Source organism: Kaistia defluvii (genome assembly GCF_040548815.1).
Lineage (GTDB): Bacteria > Pseudomonadota > Alphaproteobacteria > Rhizobiales > Kaistiaceae > Kaistia > Kaistia defluvii_A.
The window spans coordinates 2,127,803-2,145,056 of the sequence record NZ_JBEPSM010000001.1 but is presented as its reverse complement, the minus strand read 5'-3'; the positions used below and the strand labels follow the sequence as shown (position 1 = coordinate 2,145,056).

Annotated in this window: 17 protein-coding genes; 10 read left to right on the top strand and 7 right to left on the bottom strand. The window is 66.1% G+C overall.

The features are described 5' to 3' along the window. Positions 1–102: 102 nt before the first annotated feature. The 4 genes from ABIE08_RS10125 to ABIE08_RS10110 are packed head-to-tail and all read left to right on the top strand — an operon-like array spanning position 103 to position 2,848. Positions 103–711, top strand: coding sequence for a DUF1285 domain-containing protein (locus tag ABIE08_RS10125; protein ID WP_354550716.1), 609 nt, complete (start codon positions 103–105; stop codon positions 709–711). Further along, positions 708–1,346, top strand: coding sequence for a CoA pyrophosphatase (locus ABIE08_RS10120; RefSeq protein WP_354550715.1), 639 nt, complete (start codon positions 708–710; stop codon positions 1,344–1,346). The genes ABIE08_RS10125 and ABIE08_RS10120 overlap by 4 nt, the downstream gene beginning before the upstream one ends. Further along, positions 1,347–1,610 carry a DUF6111 family protein gene (locus ABIE08_RS10115; protein ID WP_354550713.1) on the top strand — a complete coding sequence of 88 codons (264 nt, stop codon included), beginning with the start codon at positions 1,347–1,349 and terminating at the stop codon, positions 1,608–1,610. Continuing rightward, positions 1,607–2,848, top strand: a complete 1,242-nt coding sequence (locus ABIE08_RS10110; RefSeq protein WP_354550712.1) for a CCA tRNA nucleotidyltransferase — start codon at positions 1,607–1,609, stop codon at positions 2,846–2,848. Before ABIE08_RS10115 ends, ABIE08_RS10110 begins: the two co-directional genes overlap by 4 nt. 51 nt (positions 2,849–2,899) lie before the next feature. Here ABIE08_RS10110 and ABIE08_RS10105 read toward each other — a convergent pair whose 3' ends face one another. The 5 genes from ABIE08_RS10105 to ABIE08_RS10085 all read right to left on the bottom strand — a co-directional run bounded on the left by ABIE08_RS10105 (position 2,900) and on the right by ABIE08_RS10085 (position 10,060). Further along, positions 2,900–3,784, bottom strand: a complete 885-nt coding sequence (locus tag ABIE08_RS10105) for a cytochrome c1 (protein WP_436409543.1) — start codon at positions 3,782–3,784, stop codon at positions 2,900–2,902. Between the two features lie 28 nt (positions 3,785–3,812). Continuing rightward, positions 3,813–5,081, bottom strand: coding sequence for a cytochrome b (locus ABIE08_RS10100; protein WP_266329781.1), 1,269 nt, complete (start codon positions 5,079–5,081; stop codon positions 3,813–3,815). Positions 5,082–5,099: 18 nt separating this feature from the next. Then, positions 5,100–5,660 (bottom strand): ubiquinol-cytochrome c reductase iron-sulfur subunit, encoded by a 561-nt coding sequence (petA, locus tag ABIE08_RS10095; protein WP_354550709.1) that lies wholly within the window; start codon positions 5,658–5,660, stop codon positions 5,100–5,102. Positions 5,661–5,955: 295 nt separating this feature from the next. Next, positions 5,956–7,791, bottom strand: coding sequence for an ABC transporter ATP-binding protein (locus ABIE08_RS10090; protein WP_354550708.1), 1,836 nt, complete (start codon positions 7,789–7,791; stop codon positions 5,956–5,958). Positions 7,792–8,209: 418 nt separating this feature from the next. Then, entirely contained in the window at positions 8,210–10,060 is a 1,851-nt protein-coding gene (locus ABIE08_RS10085; protein WP_354550707.1) for an ABC transporter ATP-binding protein, read from the bottom strand. A gap of 61 nt (positions 10,061–10,121) precedes the next feature. Here ABIE08_RS10085 and ABIE08_RS10080 point away from each other — a divergent pair, with 61 nt between their 5' ends. The 6 genes from ABIE08_RS10080 (at position 10,122) to ABIE08_RS10055 (ending at position 15,268) form a co-directional block, all read left to right on the top strand. Next, complete coding sequence (locus tag ABIE08_RS10080) at positions 10,122–10,619, top strand: tRNA (cytidine(34)-2'-O)-methyltransferase (protein ID WP_354550705.1); 498 nt, start codon at positions 10,122–10,124, stop codon at positions 10,617–10,619. Continuing rightward, a complete protein-coding gene (gene hemF, locus ABIE08_RS10075) occupies positions 10,606–11,493 on the top strand; it encodes an oxygen-dependent coproporphyrinogen oxidase (protein ID WP_354550704.1) in 888 nt (295 codons plus the stop codon). The genes ABIE08_RS10080 and hemF overlap by 14 nt, the downstream gene beginning before the upstream one ends. Before the next feature lie 319 nt (positions 11,494–11,812). Further along, a complete protein-coding gene (locus ABIE08_RS10070; RefSeq protein WP_354550703.1) occupies positions 11,813–12,688 on the top strand; it encodes an S-methyl-5'-thioadenosine phosphorylase in 876 nt (291 codons plus the stop codon). Between the two features lie 107 nt (positions 12,689–12,795). Continuing rightward, on the top strand, positions 12,796–13,338 hold the full coding sequence (locus ABIE08_RS10065; protein WP_354550701.1) for an adenine phosphoribosyltransferase: 543 nt from the start codon (positions 12,796–12,798) through the stop codon (positions 13,336–13,338). 1 nt (position 13,339) lies between these two features. Continuing rightward, entirely contained in the window at positions 13,340–13,984 is a 645-nt protein-coding gene (locus ABIE08_RS10060; RefSeq protein WP_354550700.1) for a glutathione S-transferase, read from the top strand. A gap of 69 nt (positions 13,985–14,053) precedes the next feature. Next, positions 14,054–15,268: a DUF4282 domain-containing protein gene (locus ABIE08_RS10055; RefSeq protein WP_354550699.1), complete on the top strand. Its 1,215-nt coding sequence runs from the start codon at positions 14,054–14,056 to the stop codon at positions 15,266–15,268. A 100-nt stretch (positions 15,269–15,368) separates the two neighbouring features. Here ABIE08_RS10055 and ychF read toward each other — a convergent pair whose 3' ends face one another. Both ychF and pth read right to left on the bottom strand, forming a co-directional pair. Next, complete coding sequence (gene ychF, locus ABIE08_RS10050) at positions 15,369–16,463, bottom strand: redox-regulated ATPase YchF (protein ID WP_354550697.1); 1,095 nt, start codon at positions 16,461–16,463, stop codon at positions 15,369–15,371. A gap of 8 nt (positions 16,464–16,471) precedes the next feature. Beyond that, positions 16,472–17,236, bottom strand: a complete 765-nt coding sequence (pth, locus tag ABIE08_RS10045) for an aminoacyl-tRNA hydrolase (RefSeq protein ID WP_354550695.1) — start codon at positions 17,234–17,236, stop codon at positions 16,472–16,474. Positions 17,237–17,254: the final 18 nt, after the last annotated feature.

Below are 17,254 nucleotides of genomic sequence, written 5' to 3'. Positions count from 1 at the left end.
CGACGAGACCGAGTGACTCGATCCGCGTACAATCTTCGCACGACCGGCATGGCAGCGTCAGCCTCTGGCTCCGCCGCCCTGCACGGAAGGATGATACTTAGCATGTCAGTTACAAAGCAGGGCGAAACCAAGGCCGAGGACATTTCGGCGCCGGGTTCGGCCCTCTCGGGGCTTATCGAACGGGCGGGCAAGCTGCGCGGACCGGCGCCGGTCCATCTCTGGAATCCGGCCCATTGCGGCGTGATCGACATCCGGATCGACCGGAATGGCGCCTGGCATCACGAGGGCCGGCCGATCCTGCGCGAGGCGCTGGTCAAGCTGTTCGCCACCGTTTTGCGCCGCGAGCCGGACGGCAGCTACGTCCTTGTCACGCCGGCCGAAAAGCTGGCGATTTCCGTCGAGGACGTGCCGTTCATCGCGGTCGAACTGGCTGTCGAGGGCGAGGGGGCGGCGCAAACCGTGGTTCTCCGCACCAATGTCGGCGATGTCGTCACCGTCGATGCCGAGCATCCGCTGCGGGTCGCTCCCGGACAAGCGGAGGACGGGCTGGTTCCTTACGTCCTGGTCCGTGGCGGACTCGAAGCCCGGCTGGCGCGGCCGCTAGTGCATGAGCTCGCTTCGGCTTTCGAGCAGCGCGGCGCGGAAATCGGCGTGGTTTCCAGCGGTCACTTCTTCGTCATCGGCCCGGCCGAAGCGGCGGTGACGTCTTGACGCAGTTTGACGATGACGACCCTTTCCGGCCGGATCATTTCTTCGAGCGGGCGCGGCAGCGGTTGCTGCCCCTCGAGCATCCGCTGGTCGCGGATCCGAACGAAATCGTCATCAACCCGGAATTCGTGCCGCCAAAGGGCTTTGTCTGGCGCGAGGCGGCAGTGCTGATTCCCATCGTCGAGCGCAGCACCGCCACCGTGCTGATGACCCGGCGGACGATGCAGTTGCGCAAGCATCCCGGCCAGATCGCTTTCCCGGGCGGCAAGATCGATCCGACCGACGCGGATGCGACGGCTGCCGCGCTGCGCGAGGCGCAGGAGGAGATCGGACTGGACCCGGCTTTGGTCGAGCCGATCGGCGGGCTGGACCCCTATATCGCCGGCACCGGCTACCGCATTACTGCCATCGTGGCGCGGGTGGCGCCCGATCATCACCTGGTGCTGAACCCGGCCGAGGTTGACGCGACCTTCGAAGTACCGCTCTCTTTCCTGATGACGCCAGAAAATCACCAGACGATCAGTCGCGAATTTGATGGCGTCCGGCATTCTCTCTATCAAATGCCGTATGACGAACACCATATCTGGGGAGTGACCGCCGGGATCATCCGCGGTCTCTATGAGAGACTCTTTCAATAGATGCTGCGATTTCTCGCCATTACACTGTTCTGCTTCCTGGCGCCGTTCCTAGCCTATGCCGGCTGGCGCCAGTTCGCGCCCGGTTCGTCGCTGGCCCGCGAGGACTGGGACTACAAGGTGCTTTCCCGCTTGTCGGCGGCCGGTGTCGTGCTCGTGCTGATCGCCGTGATCGGGCTGGTGCATCTTTCCGGCGGTGAGGTCGGCACGACCTATCACCCGGCCGAATTCCGCGATGGCAAGCTCGTCCCGGGTGGCTTCGATTGACCCAGAGGGATTGCAGGGACGCAGCGTTCCTGACTCAGCCGCTGGTGCGTCAGGTGCTGGAACTGCTGTCGACCGATGGCGAGGAAGCGCGTGTCATCGGCGGCGCCGTGCGCAACACGCTGATGGGCCTGCCCGTCGCGGACGTGGATGTCGCCACGACGGCCGTGCCGGAGACGGTGATCGCGCGCGCCGAGGCCGCTGGCCTCAAGGTCGCGCCGACCGGCATCGAGCATGGCACGGTGACGGTGATCGGCGATCGCCATGTTGTCGAGGTGACGACGCTGCGCGAGGACATCGAAACCGATGGCCGCCGCGCCGTCGTGCGCTTCGGCCGCGACTGGCAGGCCGATGCCGAGCGGCGTGATTTTACCCTCAACGCGCTATCCGTCGATATCGAGGGGACGCTGCATGATCCGGTCGGCGGTCTCGCCGACCTCGACGCGCGAAAGATCCGTTTCATCGGCTCGGCCGACCGGCGCATCGCCGAAGATCGCTTGCGGGCTCTGCGCTTCTTTCGTTTCCACGCCGCCTATGGCGCCGGAGCGCCGGACCCGGAGGGGCTGGCGGCGACCATCCGCGCCCGGCACGACCTGGCCGGGCTTTCGGCCGAACGGGTCGGCCAGGAGATGCGCCGTCTGGCCGTGGCAAACGGCGCGGTGCCGACCCTGGTGCTGATGCAGGAAAGCGGCATCCTTCCGCTGATTTCCGCCAGCGTGGGCGACTTGGTCGCCCTGGCGCGCCTGCCCGATTTCGAGCCTGACGGACCTTGTCCTGCCCTGCGTTTCGCCGTTCTGTTCGGCCGCGTGCAGGAGGATGTCGACCGGATCGGCCTGCGCTTCCGGCTTTCCAATGCCGAGCGCAACCGCATGCGCGCGGCACTGGAGGCCGCGACCGATATCGTCAGCTCGCCGCCCGACGCCGATCACGCTACGCTCTATGCGATCGGGGAGGGCGCCTTTCGCGACGGGCTGACCTGTGCCGCCGCCAAGGGGCAACTCGCCCCAGACGATTTCGCGGCGCGCCTCGCTGCGGCGCGGGAATGGCCGATCCCGACCTTCCCGCTCTCCGGCCGGGACGTGGTCGAGCTTGGCGTGGATCGCGGTCCGCTGGTCGGCCTGCTGCTTAAGAAGCTGGAGCGCGAGTGGATCGACGACGATTTCCGCGCCGATGCGGAAACGCTGCGCCAGAACCTCAAGGCGTTCCTGACGAGCTTCCAGCAGCAACAGCAGCAGCAATAAAAAAAGGGCCCCGTCGGGGCCCTTTTTCAATGCATGTCTGCCGGTCGCGCCTTAGTGGGCGACCTTGGCCCAGATCTTCTTCTTGGCGAAGTAGAGCAGGCCGGCAAAGACGATCAGGAAGATGATCACCTGGAAGCCGATGCGCTTGCGCGCGTCGAGATGCGGCTCGGCCGTCCACATCAGGAAGGCCGCGACGTCGCGCGAGTACTGGTCGACAGTCTCGGGCGTGCCGTCGGCATAGGTGACCTGGCCGTCCGAGAGCGGCGGGGCCATTGCGATCGCCGAGCCGCTGCCGAAGCCGACATTGTAATGCAGGCCGGGGCCGACGGTGACGCCTTCCGGCGGCTCGCGGTAGCCCGTCAGCAGGCCGTGGATATAGTCCGGGCCGCCTTCCTGGTACTGGGTGAAGATATCCAGCACGAACCAGGGGAAGCCACGCTCGACGGCGCGCGCCTTGCCCATCAGCGACAGGTCCGGCGGAGCCTTGCCATTGTTCGAGGCGGCGGCCGCTTCCGGATTGGGGAAGGGCGACGGGAAGCGGTCCGACGGGCGGGCCGGACGCTCGAACATGTCGCCGGCGTCGTTCGGTCCGTCCTGCACCTGGAAGGTCGCGGCAAGCGCCTTGACCTGCGCCTCGCTGAAGTGCGGTCCGCCGGGCTGGCCCAGATTGCGGAAGCTCATCAGGTTCATCGAGTGACAGGCGGAGCAGACTTCCTTGTAGACCTGGTAGCCGCGCTGCAGCTGCGCCGTGTCGAACTTGCCGAACACGCCAGCGAAGCTCCAGGGCTCCTGCGTCGGATGAACGAGCGGGTAGTGCGGCGTCTCGTGGGCGGCTTCCTCTGCGGCGCTGACGGGGCCGGCCACCAGCGTCGCCGAAGCGACGCTGAGGGACAGGACCAGGCCAAACCGCGCGATTTTCTCGGAAAGGGACTTCATCATGATCGATCCGTGATCCTCTCGCGGCTTACTTGCTCTGCGGCGCGGCGGGCGCACCGGCGGTGACATTGGCCGCACCCTTGCCGAGAACCGACTCGGTGATCGACGCGGGCAGAGGCTTCGGCTTCTCGAACAGGCCGAGCAGCGGCAGGATCACCAGGAAGTGGAAGAAGTAGTAGACCGTCAGGATACGCGAAGCGATGACGTATCCACCTTCCGCCGGACGCGAGCCGAGATAGCCCAGGCCGATCGACACGATCACCAGGATCCAGAAGAACTGGCGATAGAGCGGGCGGAAGTTGGCCGAACGGACCTTCGAGGTGTCGAGCCAGGGAACCACGAACAGCACGGCGATGGCGCCGAACATCGCGATGACGCCGCCCAGCTTGTCCGGGATCGAACGCAGGATCGCGTAGAACGGCAGGAAGTACCATTCCGGAACGATATGCGCAGGCGTCACAAGCGGGTTGGCCGGGGTGTAGTTGTCCGGATGGCCCATGAAATTCGGCAGGTAGAACACGAACCACATGTAGACGATCAGGAAGACGACCAGGCCGAGCGCATCCTTGACGGTGAAGTAGGGATGGAAGGGCAGGGTGTCCTGGCTGGACTTGACCGACACGCCGGTCGGGTTGTTCGAGCCGGGGATGTGCAGCGCCCAGATGTGCAGGACGACGACGCCGGCGATCATGAACGGCAGCAAATAGTGCAGCGAGAAGAACCGGTTCAGCGTCGGGTTGTCGACGGAGAAGCCGCCCCAGAGCCAGGTCACGATGGTCTCGCCGACGATCGGGATCGCCGAGAAGAGGTTGGTGATCACGGTGGCGCCCCAGAAGGACATCTGTCCCCAGGGAAGCACATAGCCCATGAAGCCGGTGGCCATCATCAGCAGGAAGATGATCATGCCGAGGATCCATAGCACCTCGCGCGGCGCCTTGTAGGAGCCGTAGTAGAGGCCACGGAAGATGTGAACATAGACGGCGATGAAGAACATCGACGCGCCGTTGGCGTGCAGGTAGCGCAGCAGCCAGCCATAGTTCACGTCGCGCATGATGCCTTCCACGGAGGAGAAGGCCAGCGAGGTGTGGGGGGTGTAGTGCATCACCAGCACGACGCCGGTGACGATCTGCGCCACCAGCATGAAGGCGAGGATACCGCCGAAGGTCCACCAGTAGTTCAAGTTCCGCGGATTGGGGAACACGATGAACGACGAATGGATGAGCCCGCCGATCGGCAGGCGTGCCTCGAACCACTTCAAGAAAGCGTTCTGCGGCTGATAGCTAGATGGTCCGGACATGATCTCGATTTCCCCCGGTCAGCCGATCTTGATCTTGGTATCGCTCAGGAAGGAATAGACCGGCACGGCCATATTCTCCGGAGCCGGGCCGCTGCGGATGCGGCCGGCCGTGTCGTAGACCGAGCCATGGCAAGGGCAGAACCAGCCATTGTATTCGCCAGACTGGCCGAGCGGAATGCAGCCCAGATGGGTGCAGACATTGACCATGACGAACCAGTTTTCCTTGCCGGCCGCGGCGCGGTTAGCATCGGTGGCCGGAGCGTCGAGCTGCAGGTTGGCGTTGCGCGCGACCGGATCCTTGAGCTCGGAAAGCGAAGCCGCCTTGGCGTCGTCGATTTCCTTCTGCGTGCGGTTGCGCACGACCACGGGCTTGCCGCGCCACTTCACGGTCAGCGAGTCGCCGGGTTGCAGGGCGCCGATGTCGACTTCCGTGGAAGCGAGCGCCAATGCCGACGCGTCGGGATTCATCTGATTGATGAAAGGCCAGACGGCGGCCGCGACACCGACAGCGCCTACTGCGCCGGTCGCAATATACAGAAAGTCGCGGCGGGTCGGTTCTGCCGTAGCATTTTCAGCCAAGATGATCCCCTCATAGTCCTCGGAAGCGGGCGCTGCCGTCGTCATCGTCCGTATGCGGCCCACATCAGTGCGATGTCCGGAACGCCCGGCCGAAATGGATGGGAAAACCGGCATGGTCCCCATCTGTCAGATTAGAAGCTGTTTAGCCACCGACGGCGAGGAATGTCCAGAGAGCGCTCACCCGATGCGCACATTGTCGCGGGAAGGCGACGGGATATGCGCAGGGATCGCGCTGAATTGGGTGGAAAGAGGCGGACGGCCCGCGTGGCCGCCCGCTCTGTCCCAGCGGTGGGACTCAGTTGGCGTGCAGGTCCAGGAACCCGCCCGACTGCCGATGCCAGAGGCCGGCATAGAGGCCGTTCTGGCGCAGGAGCTGCTCGTGCGTGCCGGTTTCGACGATGTGGCCCTGATCTAGCACGATCAGCCGGTCCATCGCCGCGATGGTGGAGAGGCGGTGCGCGATGGCGATCACCGTCTTGTTCTCCATCAGCCGCAGGAAGCTCTCCTGGATCGCCGCCTCGACCTCCGAATCGAGCGCGGACGTCGCCTCGTCGAGGATCAGGATCGGCGCGTCCTTCAGGAGCACGCGGGCGATGGCGATGCGCTGCCGTTGGCCGCCGGAGAGCTTGACCCCGCGCTCGCCGACATGCGCGTCGAGCCCCCGGCGTCCCCGGGGATCGCTCAGCCCCTCGATGAAGCCGTCGGCATGCGCCTGCCGGGCCGCTTCCCGCACCGCCTCTTCCGATGCGTCGGGGCGGCCATAGAGGATGTTGTCGCGCACCGAGCGATGCAGCAGCGAGGTGTCCTGCGTTACCAGGCCGATCTGCTGCCGAAGACTGTCCTGCGTCACGTCCGAGACGTTCTGCCCGTCGATCAGCACGCGGCCGGCCTCGACGTCGTAGAAGCGCAGCAGCAGGTTGACCAGGGTCGACTTGCCGGCACCCGACCGTCCGACCAGGCCGACCTTCTCGCCCGGCTGGATGGTGAAGCTCAGATCCTCGATGATTCCGCCCGCCTTGCCATAGTGGAAGCGGACATTCTCGAAGCGGATCTCGCCCTTGTCGGCGACGAGCGGCCGGGCGGCCGGCTTGTCAAGCAGGTCGTAGGGGCGGGCGATCGTCTCCAACCCCTCCTGCACGGTGCCCATCTGCTCGAAGATCCCGACCGCCACCCACATGATCCAGCCGGACATGTTGGTGATGCGGATGGCGAGGCCGGCTGCCACCGCGATGGCGCCCAGCGTGATGGCCTCGAACGACCACAGCCAGACGGCCAAGGTGCCGGTCGCCATGACGAGCAGGCCGTTCAGGCTGGAGACCGTGGCGTTCATCGCCGTGATCAGCCGCGTCTCGTTCTTGAAGGCGGCGGTGTGCTCAACCAGCGCCTCCTTGGCATATTCGTCCTCGCGCTCGGGATGGGCGAAGAGCTTCACCGTCTGGACGTTGGTGTAGCTGTCGACGATCCGGCCGGTGAGCTGAGAGCGCATCTCGGACATGATGGTCGCGCGGTCGCGGATGCGCGGAACGAACCATGCCAACGTCACGACATAGGCGATGATCCAGAACAGCAGCGGCATCGCCAGCCGCCAGTCGGCGCTCCAGAAGATCACCAGCGCCGAGCCGGCGAAGATCGTCACGAACCACAGCGCGTCGATCACCTGCGTCACCGATTCGCGCAGCGCCGGGCCGGTCTGCACGATCTTCGAGGCGATGCGGCCGGCGAAGTCATTGGCGAAGAAGGTGATTGACTGGCGCATGACGTAGTGGTGCGTCTGCCAGCGGATCAGATTGGTGAAGTTGGGCGCGATGGTCTGCTGGTTGACGAGATCGTGCGCGAGGGCTGCCAGCGGCCGGGCGATGACGATGACGAAGCCCATCCAGAGAAAGGTCGGCCCGTAATCGGCCAGGATCTCGCTCGGCGTGGTCGATTTCAGCAGGTCGACGATCGAGCCGATATAGCGAAGCATCGCGATCTCGATCAGCGATACCACCAGACCGATCGCCATCAGGATCAGCAGGTACGGCCAGATCTGGCGGCAATAGCGCCAGTAGAAGCCGACCAGCGTCGCCGGCGGCATGCTGTCGTCATGGCTGCGGAACGGATCGATCCGGGATTCGAAGAAGCGGAACATGGGGACGTCCAGAGTTTGGATGCTGGACCGCGCCTCGGGCGCGCGGCTCGACGTTGCATTGCGGACGCGCGTCTCCGGCGGGAGAGGGCGCATCTTCCGGCGGAAGCGAGGAGCCTGGGCGTACCGGGACCGGACAGGAGCGGGAAGTCCGGACGAGTGGCCGGTGGGGCCAGGAAAGCGTCAGAGCGTGGCGTGCATCGCCTGACGGGGGCAGATCGCGGGCCGGATGTTCAACAGGACATTTTCCATCCAACCCTCCCGGATCTGCGCTGCGGCGCGCGAAATGCGGCGGCAACTCATGCAATCAGAGGATGCTAGCGCGAATCTCACTTCAAATCCCGCATTTTCACGCAGCGAGCGGGTTTTCGGGCGTCTTGTTGCGGATGGGTGACAGGCGCTTGGCTTGTCACCCGTCGCGCTACTCCGCCGCGATCTCGTGCGGGGTGAGGCCGCCGATGAAGCCGCCGGACTGGCGGGCCCAGAGCGAGGCATAGAGGCCTTGCGCTGCCAGCAGTTCCTGATGCGTGCCGGTCTCGACGATCCGGCCTTCGTCCATGACGACGAGGCGGTCCATCGCCGCGATGGTGGACAGGCGGTGCGCGATGGCGATCACCGTCTTGTCCGCCATCAGCCCCTCGAGCTGTTCCTGGATCACCGACTCGATTTCCGAATCGAGCGCCGAGGTCGCCTCGTCGAGCACGAGTATCGGCGCGTCCTTGAGCAGCACGCGGGCGATGGCGATGCGCTGGCGCTGGCCGCCGGACAGCTTCACGCCGCGTTCGCCGACATGGGCGTCATAACCGGTGCGGCCGCGCGGGTCGGCGAGACCCTCGATGAAGCCGTCGGCGGCGGCCTGGCGCGCCGCCAGCCGCACGGCTGCGTCGTCGGCGTCGGGCCGGCCGTAGCGGATGTTGTCGCGCACCGAGCGGTTCAGCAGCGCCGTGTCCTGCGTGACGACGCCGATCGCGGCGCGCAGCGAGCCTTGCGTGACGGTGGAGATATCCTGGCCGTCGATGCGGATCGCGCCGCTCTCGAGGTCGTAGAGGCGCAGCAGCAGGCTCACCATCGTCGTCTTGCCGGCGCCGGAACGGCCGACCAGGCCGATGCGTTCGCCGGGCTTGACCACCAGGTTGACGCCGCGCAGCACCGGCGTCTGGCCGCCATAGTTGAAGACCACGTCGTCGAAGGCGATTTCGCCCTTGCTGACGATCAGCTGCGGCGCGTCGGGCTGGTCGATCAGCCCATGCGGGCGGGCGATCGTGCGCATGCCATCCTCGACCGTGCCGACATTGTCGAACAGGCCGGTGAGCGTCATCATCACCCGTCCGGACATGACGGTGAGCCGCATGACGAGGCCGAGCGCCACCGCCGTCTCGCCGGCGCTGATCGAGCCGCGCATCCAGAGCACGACCGCCGCCGCGCCCGTCGCTCCGATCAGCAGGGCATTGGTGAACTGCATCAGGATCGACAGCGTGGTGAGCAGCCGGTTCTGGTCGAGCATCCGGCCGGTCTGTTCGGCGATGGCGTTGCGGGCCGTGTCTTCCTCGCGGCCGTCGCGGGCGAACAGCTTCACCGTCTGGATGTTGCCGTAGATGTCGGCGAGCTTGCCGGTCAGAAGCGAGCGCGCCTCGGACGCGGCGGCGGCGCGCTTGCGCACCTTGGGCACGAAGAAATAGGCGAGCGTCGCCAGCGCCACGACCCAGATCGCCAGCGGCACCGCCATCAGCAGGCTGACATCGGCGAAGATGAACAGCGCTGAGACGACGAAGACCGAGATCACCCAGAGCGCATCGATCACCTGTGTGATCGACTGCGTCAGCGCGGAGCCGGTCTGCACGATCTTGGTGACGATGCGGCCGGAGAAATCGTTCTGGAAGAACGAATAGGACTGGCCGATCACATGCAGATGGTTGAGCCAGCGCACGCGCGCGGTCAGGGCCGGCGGCAGGGTCTGGTTCGACAGGATGGTCTGGATCGCGTTGACCAGCGGCCGCAGGAACAGGACCACGACGGCCATGCCGGCCAGTTGCCAGCCATGATCGGCCAGGAAGGTCGCCGTCTGGCCGTTGGCCATCAGATCGACCAGGCGGCCGACATAGGAATAGATCGCGACCTCGGCCAGCGAAACGGCGAGGCCGGCTGCCATCAGCGCGACGACATAAGGCCAGACGGGCATGAGGAAATGGCGGTAGAAGGCGAGCAGGCCGGTCGGCGGATCGTTTTCCTCAGGGACAAACGGATCGATCAGATGTTCAAAGTAGCGGAGCATGCCGGATCCTGTATCACCCTTGCCGCGAGCCTGCCGCGCCAATCCAATATATGAAGGCCAGATGCCCCGCATTGCGCTTTATCAGCCCGACATCCCCCACAATACAGGGGCGATCCTGCGATTCGCTGCCTGCATGGGCGTGGATGTCGACATCATAGAGCCTGCCGGCTTCGACCTGTCGGATCGCGGATTGAAGCGGGCGGGCATGGACTATGTGGAGCGCGCCGCGCTTCGCCGCCACATTTCTTTCGAATCCTTCGAGATTTTCCGGGCGGAGCAGGGCAGCCGGCTGGTGCTGCTCTCGACCAAGGCCGCGATCCCCTATACCGATTTCGCCTTCCGGCCGGATGACATCCTGTTGTTCGGTCGCGAGAGCGCGGGCGTGCCGCCATCCGTGCACGAACGCGCCGAAGCGCGACTGATCGTCCCGATGCGGCCGGGATTGCGCTCGATCAATCTCGCCATGACGGTCGCCATGGTAACTGGCGAGGCGCTCAGGCAGACCGGTGGCCTGCCGGGCGGACCCGCTGTTGAGGAAGACACACATGGCACTGCCTGACGCAATCGAGGACAAGAAGGCCCGCGCGAGCACCTGGTTCGCCGAATTGCAGGGTCGCATCATCGCCGGCTTCGAGGCGCTGGAGGACGCGGCATCGCCCGCGCTCTATGGCGACAAGGTCGGCCGGTTCGAGCGCAAGCCCTGGAAGCGCACCGATCACACCGGCGCGCCGGGCGGCGGCGGCACCATGGCGCTGATGCATGGCCGCCTGTTCGAAAAGGTCGGCGTGCACGTCTCGACGGTGCATGGCAGCTTCGCGCCGGAATTCGCCAAGGAAATGCCGGGCGCGTCGGAGGATCCGCGCTTCTGGGCCGCCGGCATCTCGCTGATCGCGCACATGACCAATCCCAACGTGCCGGCCGTGCACATGAACACGCGCATGGTGGTGACGACCAAGCAGTGGTTCGGCGGCGGCGCCGACCTGACGCCGGTGCTGGACCGTAGGCGAACGCAGGAAGATCCCGACAGCGTCGCCTTCCACGCCGCCATGCGCGGCGCCTGCGAGCGCCATACGGTCGCCGACTACGAGCGCTACAAGACGTGGTGCGACGAGTATTTCTTCCTGAAGCACCGCAACGAGCCGCGCGGCACTGGCGGCATCTTCTATGACGGCCACCAATCCGGTGACTGGGACGCTGATTTCGCCTTCACCCAAGATGTCGGCATCAGCTTCCTCGCCGCTTACGAGGCGGCCGTGCGCGCCAATTTCGAGACGCCCTGGACCGAGGCCGACCGTGAGGAACAGTTGATCCGGCGCGGCCGCTATGTCGAGTTCAACCTGCTCTACGATCGCGGCACGATCTTCGGCCTCAAGACCGGCGGCAACATCGACTCGATCCTGTCGTCGATGCCGCCCGTGGTGAAGTGGCCGTAGGTCGGCCCGTCTGGATGCCTCAAAGCGGTTAACTTGAAGCAGCGCGAGGTTCGCCTGGCGCTGCTTGGTCGGAACCGTGGATCCCTGCTTTCGCAGGGATGACGGCGGAGGGTGTCTTTTCTGTCCGAGCCGGCAGGAAGCGTCGGCGGTTCTCCGCGCTCGCCGTCATCCCGGCCTACGCGCCGGGATCCATCCATCCGCAGGTGAGGGCGGTTGGTCGAAGGCGCGATAGCGTCGCCCGCCCTCTGCCGATCCCGCTTGAGCTTGTCCGGCCGCTTTGCCATCTTCGCGGCTCAACGGACAAGGCAGGTACGGATCCATGACCAAGGCGGTTCTCGGCATCATCGGCGGGTCGGGGCTCTATGACCTGCCGGGCCTTGAAGGCGCGGAATGGCGCTTCGTCGAGAGCCCCTGGGGCCAGCCTTCCGACCAGCTCCGCTTCGGCCGGATCGGCGCGACGGAGATCGTCTTCCTGCCGCGCCACGGCCGCGGCCATCGCCTGTCGCCATCCGGCATCGACTATCGCGCGAATATCGATGCGCTGAAGCGCGCCGGCGTCACCGATCTCGTTTCCGTCTCCGCCGTCGGCTCGCTGAAGCAGGAGCATTTTCCCGGCGAGTTCGTCATCGTCGATCAGTTCATCGACCGGACGGTGGCGCGGGTCTCCAGCTTCTTCGGCAATGGCTGCGTCGCGCATGTCTCGATGGCCCATCCGGTGGCGCCGAAGCTGGTCGAGCAGATCCGGCGCGCCGCCGAGGCCGAAGCGATCGACCATCATGTCGGCGGCACCTATGTCTGCATGGAGGGGCCGCAATTCTCTTCGGTCGCCGAATCGCACCTCTACCGAAGCTGGGGCGCGTCGGTCATCGGCATGACCAACATGCCAGAGGCCAAGCTCGCCCGCGAGGCGGAGATCGCCTACGCTACCATCGCCATGGTGACCGACTATGATTGCTGGCACCCCGGCCATGAGGCGGTATCGGTAGAAGCGGTGATCAAGGTTCTCGGCGACAACCGCGACAAGGCGCAGCGCCTGGTGGCGCGGCTGGCGCGCGATTTCCCGGCCGAGCATGAACCGTGCCCGATCGGCTCCGACCGCGCGCTCGAGCACGCCATCATGACAGCCCCGCATGCGCGCGATCCCGAGCTGATGGCCAAGCTCGACGCCGTTGCCGGCCGCGTGCTGGCGCGCTGACCCCCTGCTATCGGCCAAACGCCGCAGCGTTTGCCGTCTTGGAACTGGACGCGGGCCGAAAGCTGGGGCAAGCCTTAGCCAATATCCGCAGAAATCTGAAAGCCATCATGACCTCTGCCCTGAACGACATCGCCACCTCGATCCGCACGATCCCGGACTACCCGAAGCCGGGCGTCCAGTTCCGTGACATCACCACGCTGCTCGGCAATGCGCGCGCCTTCCGCCGCACGATCGACGAACTGGTCCAGCCCTGGGCAGGCGCCAAGGTCGACCAGGTCGCCGGCATCGAAGCGCGCGGCTTCATCATCGGCGGCGCCGTGGCGCACCAGCTTTCGGCCGGCTTCGTGCCGATCCGCAAGAAGGGCAAGCTGCCCTTCGACACGGTCAGCATGTCCTATGCGCTCGAATACGGCACGGACGAGATGGAGATGCATGTCGATGCGGTCGGCAAGGGCGACCGGGTGATCCTGGTCGACGACCTGATCGCGACGGGCGGCACGGCCGAGGGCGCGGTCAAGCTGCTGCGCCAGCGCGGCGCCATCGTCGAGGCGGCCTGCTTCATCATCGACCTGCCGGAACTGGGCGGCGCGGCCAAGCTCCGGGCGCTCGACGTTCCGGTCCGCACGCTCGTCACCTTCGAAGGGCACTGACATGCCGGACTTCACTGTAGTTATCGGCTCGCGCCAATGGTCGAGCTGGTCGATGCGGCCCTGGCTGGTCCTGCGGCAGACCGGCGCGTCCTTTGACGAGGTGGTGCTGCAGCATCGCACGGCGGCCGGCAAGGCGGAGGCGGCCGCTCTCGGGCCGACCGGCCTCGTGCCGCTGCTGATCGACCGCCGCACCCAGGTGCCGATTAAGATCTGGGATTCGCTGGCGATCTGCGAATATCTGGCCGAGTGCTATCCCGATCGCGGGCTCTGGCCGTCCGATCGCATGGCCCGCGCGACCGCGCGCTCGATCTCCGCCGAAATGCATTCGGGCTTCCGGCCGCTTCGGATGGCGCTTGCGATGGATCTGTTCGAGCATTTCCCAGGCGCCGGCCTCGACGAGCCCGGCGTTGCCGAGGACATTGCGCGCATCGATGCGATCTTCCGCGATTGCCGTACTGCCTTTGGACTGGGTGGCCCCTATCTGTTCGGACATCGGACGATTGCGGACGCCATGTACGCCCCGGTCGTCAGCCGGTTCCGGACCTATGAGCCGGAACTCTCGGAGCATGCCGCGGAATATGTGGCCACAATGCTGGCCGATGAGGGCTTCAAGGCTTGGGAAGATGCGGCGCGCCGGGAATTATGAGAGTCTGGCGCGACTCGCCGGCGGACGGAGCGCTGCGATGCGCGTGGAGTGCTTCATTGGGATGACGACATGACCTCCTTCTTTGACCTCTTCAAATGGGATCGGTTCGTTGCGACGTCGGTCATCGAACTCCTGTTCTGGCTGCTCGCAGCCATCGCCGTGCTGTTCGGCATTTCGGGACTCCTGAACGGCCTGGCGCTGGTCCAACTCGCCCCGGTCAATGCGCTGCTCGCCATCGCCTTCAGCATCATCGGCACGCTGGCGGCGATCGTCGCGGCGCGCGTGGCCTGCGAAGCCGTCATCATGCTGTTCCGCGTCAACGAGAACCTGATGGACATCCGGGACAATATCGCGGCCCCGCCGGAGCGCGCGCCTTTCGTCGCTGCGCCCGTGCCCGTAGTCGAAGACCCGTTCGTCATGGCGTTCGAGGAGATGCTGCCGGCGCCGCCAGAGCCGGTTACGGCGCCTGTCGCGACGCGCGCTGAGGGCCGCTGGAGCGAGACGAGGGCGCCCGCGGCGCGGACGTCGGAGACGGCGCGTGTTCCCGAGCCGCGTCTGGAAGGAAAATCGAGCGAGACCAGTTCGCTGGAGGCGAGGCTGGCCGAGATCCGCGCCCGACGCGACGGCGTGGCGGCGGCTGCCGCGCGCGCGGCCGCGACGACGGCGGCTCCCGCCGTGACGGATGCGGGCCTTGCCGGTGCGAGGCTACATCTCGAAGAGGCCGCGGCACCGAAATGGGAAGCGCCGCCGGTCATCTCAGCGCGACGCGACGAAGCCAAGCCGGAGCCCGTCAAGGCTGCCGCCGTCGAGGTCAAGCCGCCTGGCGTCGAGACCAAGCCCGCCATCGCCACGGCCCCGATCGCGGAGGCCAAGCCTGTCGAGCCCAAGGCTCCTGAGGTGAAGCCGGCGGAAGTGAAGGCGAGCGACCCCAAAGCGGTTGAGACGAAAGCTCCGGACGTGCAGGCGCCGGCCGCCAAGGCTGCGGAGGCCGTGGCGTCGGAGGTGAAGGCACCCGAGGTGAAGGCGCCGGAACCGAAGCGCGGCGAATCCAAGAAGGCCGACTCGAAGAAGACGGCCAAGCTGGCGGACGCCGCCGTCATGAAGGCGGTCGAGGAAGCGCTGGTGGAGGTGGTCCAGGAAGCGCCTCAGGACACGCCGAAGGACGCGGCCACCGAAGCTGCCGACCGGCTCGTGGAAGAAGCCACGAAGGCTCTGGTCGACGCGGCGGAGGCGACGATCGTCGCTGCCGAGCCTGAAAAGCAGAAGACCAACGACGCCGCCTGAGCCATAGGCCCAGCAGGGCTCCGAAGCTTCCAAGGCAGAATAGAAAAAGCCCCGGCGAAGGGATGTTCGCCGGGGCTTTTGCTTGTCGGGGCGTTGCGCCTCAGGTGTTGAAGCGGAACAGCAGCACGTCGCCATCGGCGACGACATATTCCTTGCCTTCGTCGCGCGCGCGGCCCGCTTCCTTGGCGCCGGCTTCGCCGCCGAGGCGGGTGTAGTCGTCAAAGGCGATCGTCTGGGCGCGGATGAAGCCGCGCTCGAAATCCGAGTGGATGACGCCGGCGGCCTGGGGGGCCTTGGTGCCCTTGGTAATCGTCCAGGCGCGGGCTTCCTTCGGGCCGACCGTAAAGTAGGTGATCAGGCCGAGCAGGTCGTAGCCGGCGCGGATCAGGCGGTCGAGGCCCGGCTCTTCCAGGCCGAGCGTCTCCAGGAACTCCGCCTGCTCAGCGGCGTCGAGCTGGGCGATCTCGGATTCGATCGCGGCCGAAATCGTCACGCAGCCGGCGCCCTGCGCCTTGGCCATCTCGAATACGCGGTCGGAATGCGCGTTGCCGGTGGCCGACGCGGATTCCTCGACGTTGCAGACATAGAGGACCGGCTTCGACGTCAGCAGGTTGAGCGCGTCGAACATGGGCCGGTCATCGGCGGAGACGTCGAGCAGGCGCGCGGGCTTGCCCTGGCGCAGCAGTTCCAGCGCGGCGTCCATCAGCACGACCTGGGCCTTGGCTTCCTTGTCGGTGGCGGCGCGTTTGCGCAGCGGGGTCACGCGGCGCTCCAGGCTGTCGAGGTCGGCGAGCATCAGCTCGGTTTCGACGGTCTCGGCATCGGAGACCGGATCGATACGGCCTTCGACATGGGTGATGTCGCCATCTTCGAAGCAGCGCAGCACATGGGCGATGGCGTCGACTTCGCGGATGTTGGCGAGGAACTGGTTGCCGAGGCCTTCACCCTTCGAGGCGCCGCGCACGAGGCCGGCGATGTCGACGAAGGTCAGGCGGGTCGGCACGATCTGCTGCGACTTGCCGACCGCGGCCAGCTTGTCGAGGCGCGGGTCGGGAACCGCGACTTCGCCGGTATTCGGCTCGATGGTGCAGAACGGATAGTTCGCCGCCTGCGCCGCCGCCGTCTTGGTCAGCGCGTTGAAAAGGGTCGACTTGCCGACATTCGGCAGGCCGACGATCCCGCATTTGAAGCCCATAATGTTCCTTACTCGTCCTTGGCGCCGAAGAGGCGCTTCAGCCCCGCCGCGAACGGCCCACCGGCCGGCGGCGAAGCTGGTGAAGATGATGGTGTGCCCGACGCGCCAGCGGAAGCCGTCGCCTCGACCTTGGCGGTCTTCGCCGGCCTTTCGGCCGCGTCCGGCTTGGCCGGCTTGTCGCCCTTCGGGGCTTTTGCCGGCTTGTCGGGCTCGAGGCTGCGGTGCAGCCGGTTGGCGAAGGTGGCATCCTTGCCGTCGGCCAGCAGCGCGGCATTGTCGGCCACGGCGTCGAGCAGCAGATTGATCCACTCGCCGTCGACCTTGGCGAAATCATGCAGCACGTAGCCGTGCACGAGTTCCTTGGAACCCGGATGGCCGATGCCCAGCCGCAGCCGCCGATAGTCCTCGCCGACATGCGCCGAGATCGAGCGCAGGCCATTATGGCCGCCATGGCCGCCGCCGGTCTTCATCCGGATCTTGGCCGCGGGCAGGTCGAGCTCGTCATGCATGACGACGATATCGGCGTTGGGAATCTTGTGAAACCGGGCGGCTTCGCCGACGGCGCGGCCGCTTTCGTTCATGTAGGTCTGGGGCTTCATCAGGAGGGTCTTGCGCCCCGCGAGCGTGCCCTCGGAGACCAGCGCCTGGAAGCGCGAGCGCCAGGGGCTGAAGCCATGGCGGCGGTGGATCGCATCCGCCGCCATGAAGCCGATATTGTGCCGGTTGAGCGCGTATTGGCTTCCCGGGTTACCGAGGCCGACAATGAGGAGCATCCTGCTTCCCCCACGCAA

Coding starts and splice junctions, on each gene's coding strand:
- ABIE08_RS10125 (WP_354550716.1), top strand. CDS start 103: ATGTCAGTTACAAAGCAGGGCGAAACCAAGGCCGAGGACATTTCGGCG.
- ABIE08_RS10115 (WP_354550713.1), top strand. CDS start 1,347: ATGCTGCGATTTCTCGCCATTACACTGTTCTGCTTCCTGGCGCCGTTC.
- ABIE08_RS10105 (WP_436409543.1), bottom strand. CDS start 3,784: ATGAAGTCCCTTTCCGAGAAAATCGCGCGGTTTGGCCTGGTCCTGTCC.
- ABIE08_RS10100 (WP_266329781.1), bottom strand. CDS start 5,081: ATGTCCGGACCATCTAGCTATCAGCCGCAGAACGCTTTCTTGAAGTGG.
- ABIE08_RS10090 (WP_354550708.1), bottom strand. CDS start 7,791: ATGTTCCGCTTCTTCGAATCCCGGATCGATCCGTTCCGCAGCCATGAC.
- ABIE08_RS10085 (WP_354550707.1), bottom strand. CDS start 10,060: ATGCTCCGCTACTTTGAACATCTGATCGATCCGTTTGTCCCTGAGGAA.
- ABIE08_RS10080 (WP_354550705.1), top strand. CDS start 10,122: ATGCCCCGCATTGCGCTTTATCAGCCCGACATCCCCCACAATACAGGG.
- hemF (WP_354550704.1), top strand. CDS start 10,606: ATGGCACTGCCTGACGCAATCGAGGACAAGAAGGCCCGCGCGAGCACC.
- ABIE08_RS10070 (WP_354550703.1), top strand. CDS start 11,813: ATGACCAAGGCGGTTCTCGGCATCATCGGCGGGTCGGGGCTCTATGAC.
- ABIE08_RS10065 (WP_354550701.1), top strand. CDS start 12,796: ATGACCTCTGCCCTGAACGACATCGCCACCTCGATCCGCACGATCCCG.
- ABIE08_RS10060 (WP_354550700.1), top strand. CDS start 13,340: ATGCCGGACTTCACTGTAGTTATCGGCTCGCGCCAATGGTCGAGCTGG.
- ABIE08_RS10055 (WP_354550699.1), top strand. CDS start 14,054: ATGACCTCCTTCTTTGACCTCTTCAAATGGGATCGGTTCGTTGCGACG.
- ychF (WP_354550697.1), bottom strand. CDS start 16,463: ATGGGCTTCAAATGCGGGATCGTCGGCCTGCCGAATGTCGGCAAGTCG.
- pth (WP_354550695.1), bottom strand. CDS start 17,236: ATGCTCCTCATTGTCGGCCTCGGTAACCCGGGAAGCCAATACGCGCTC.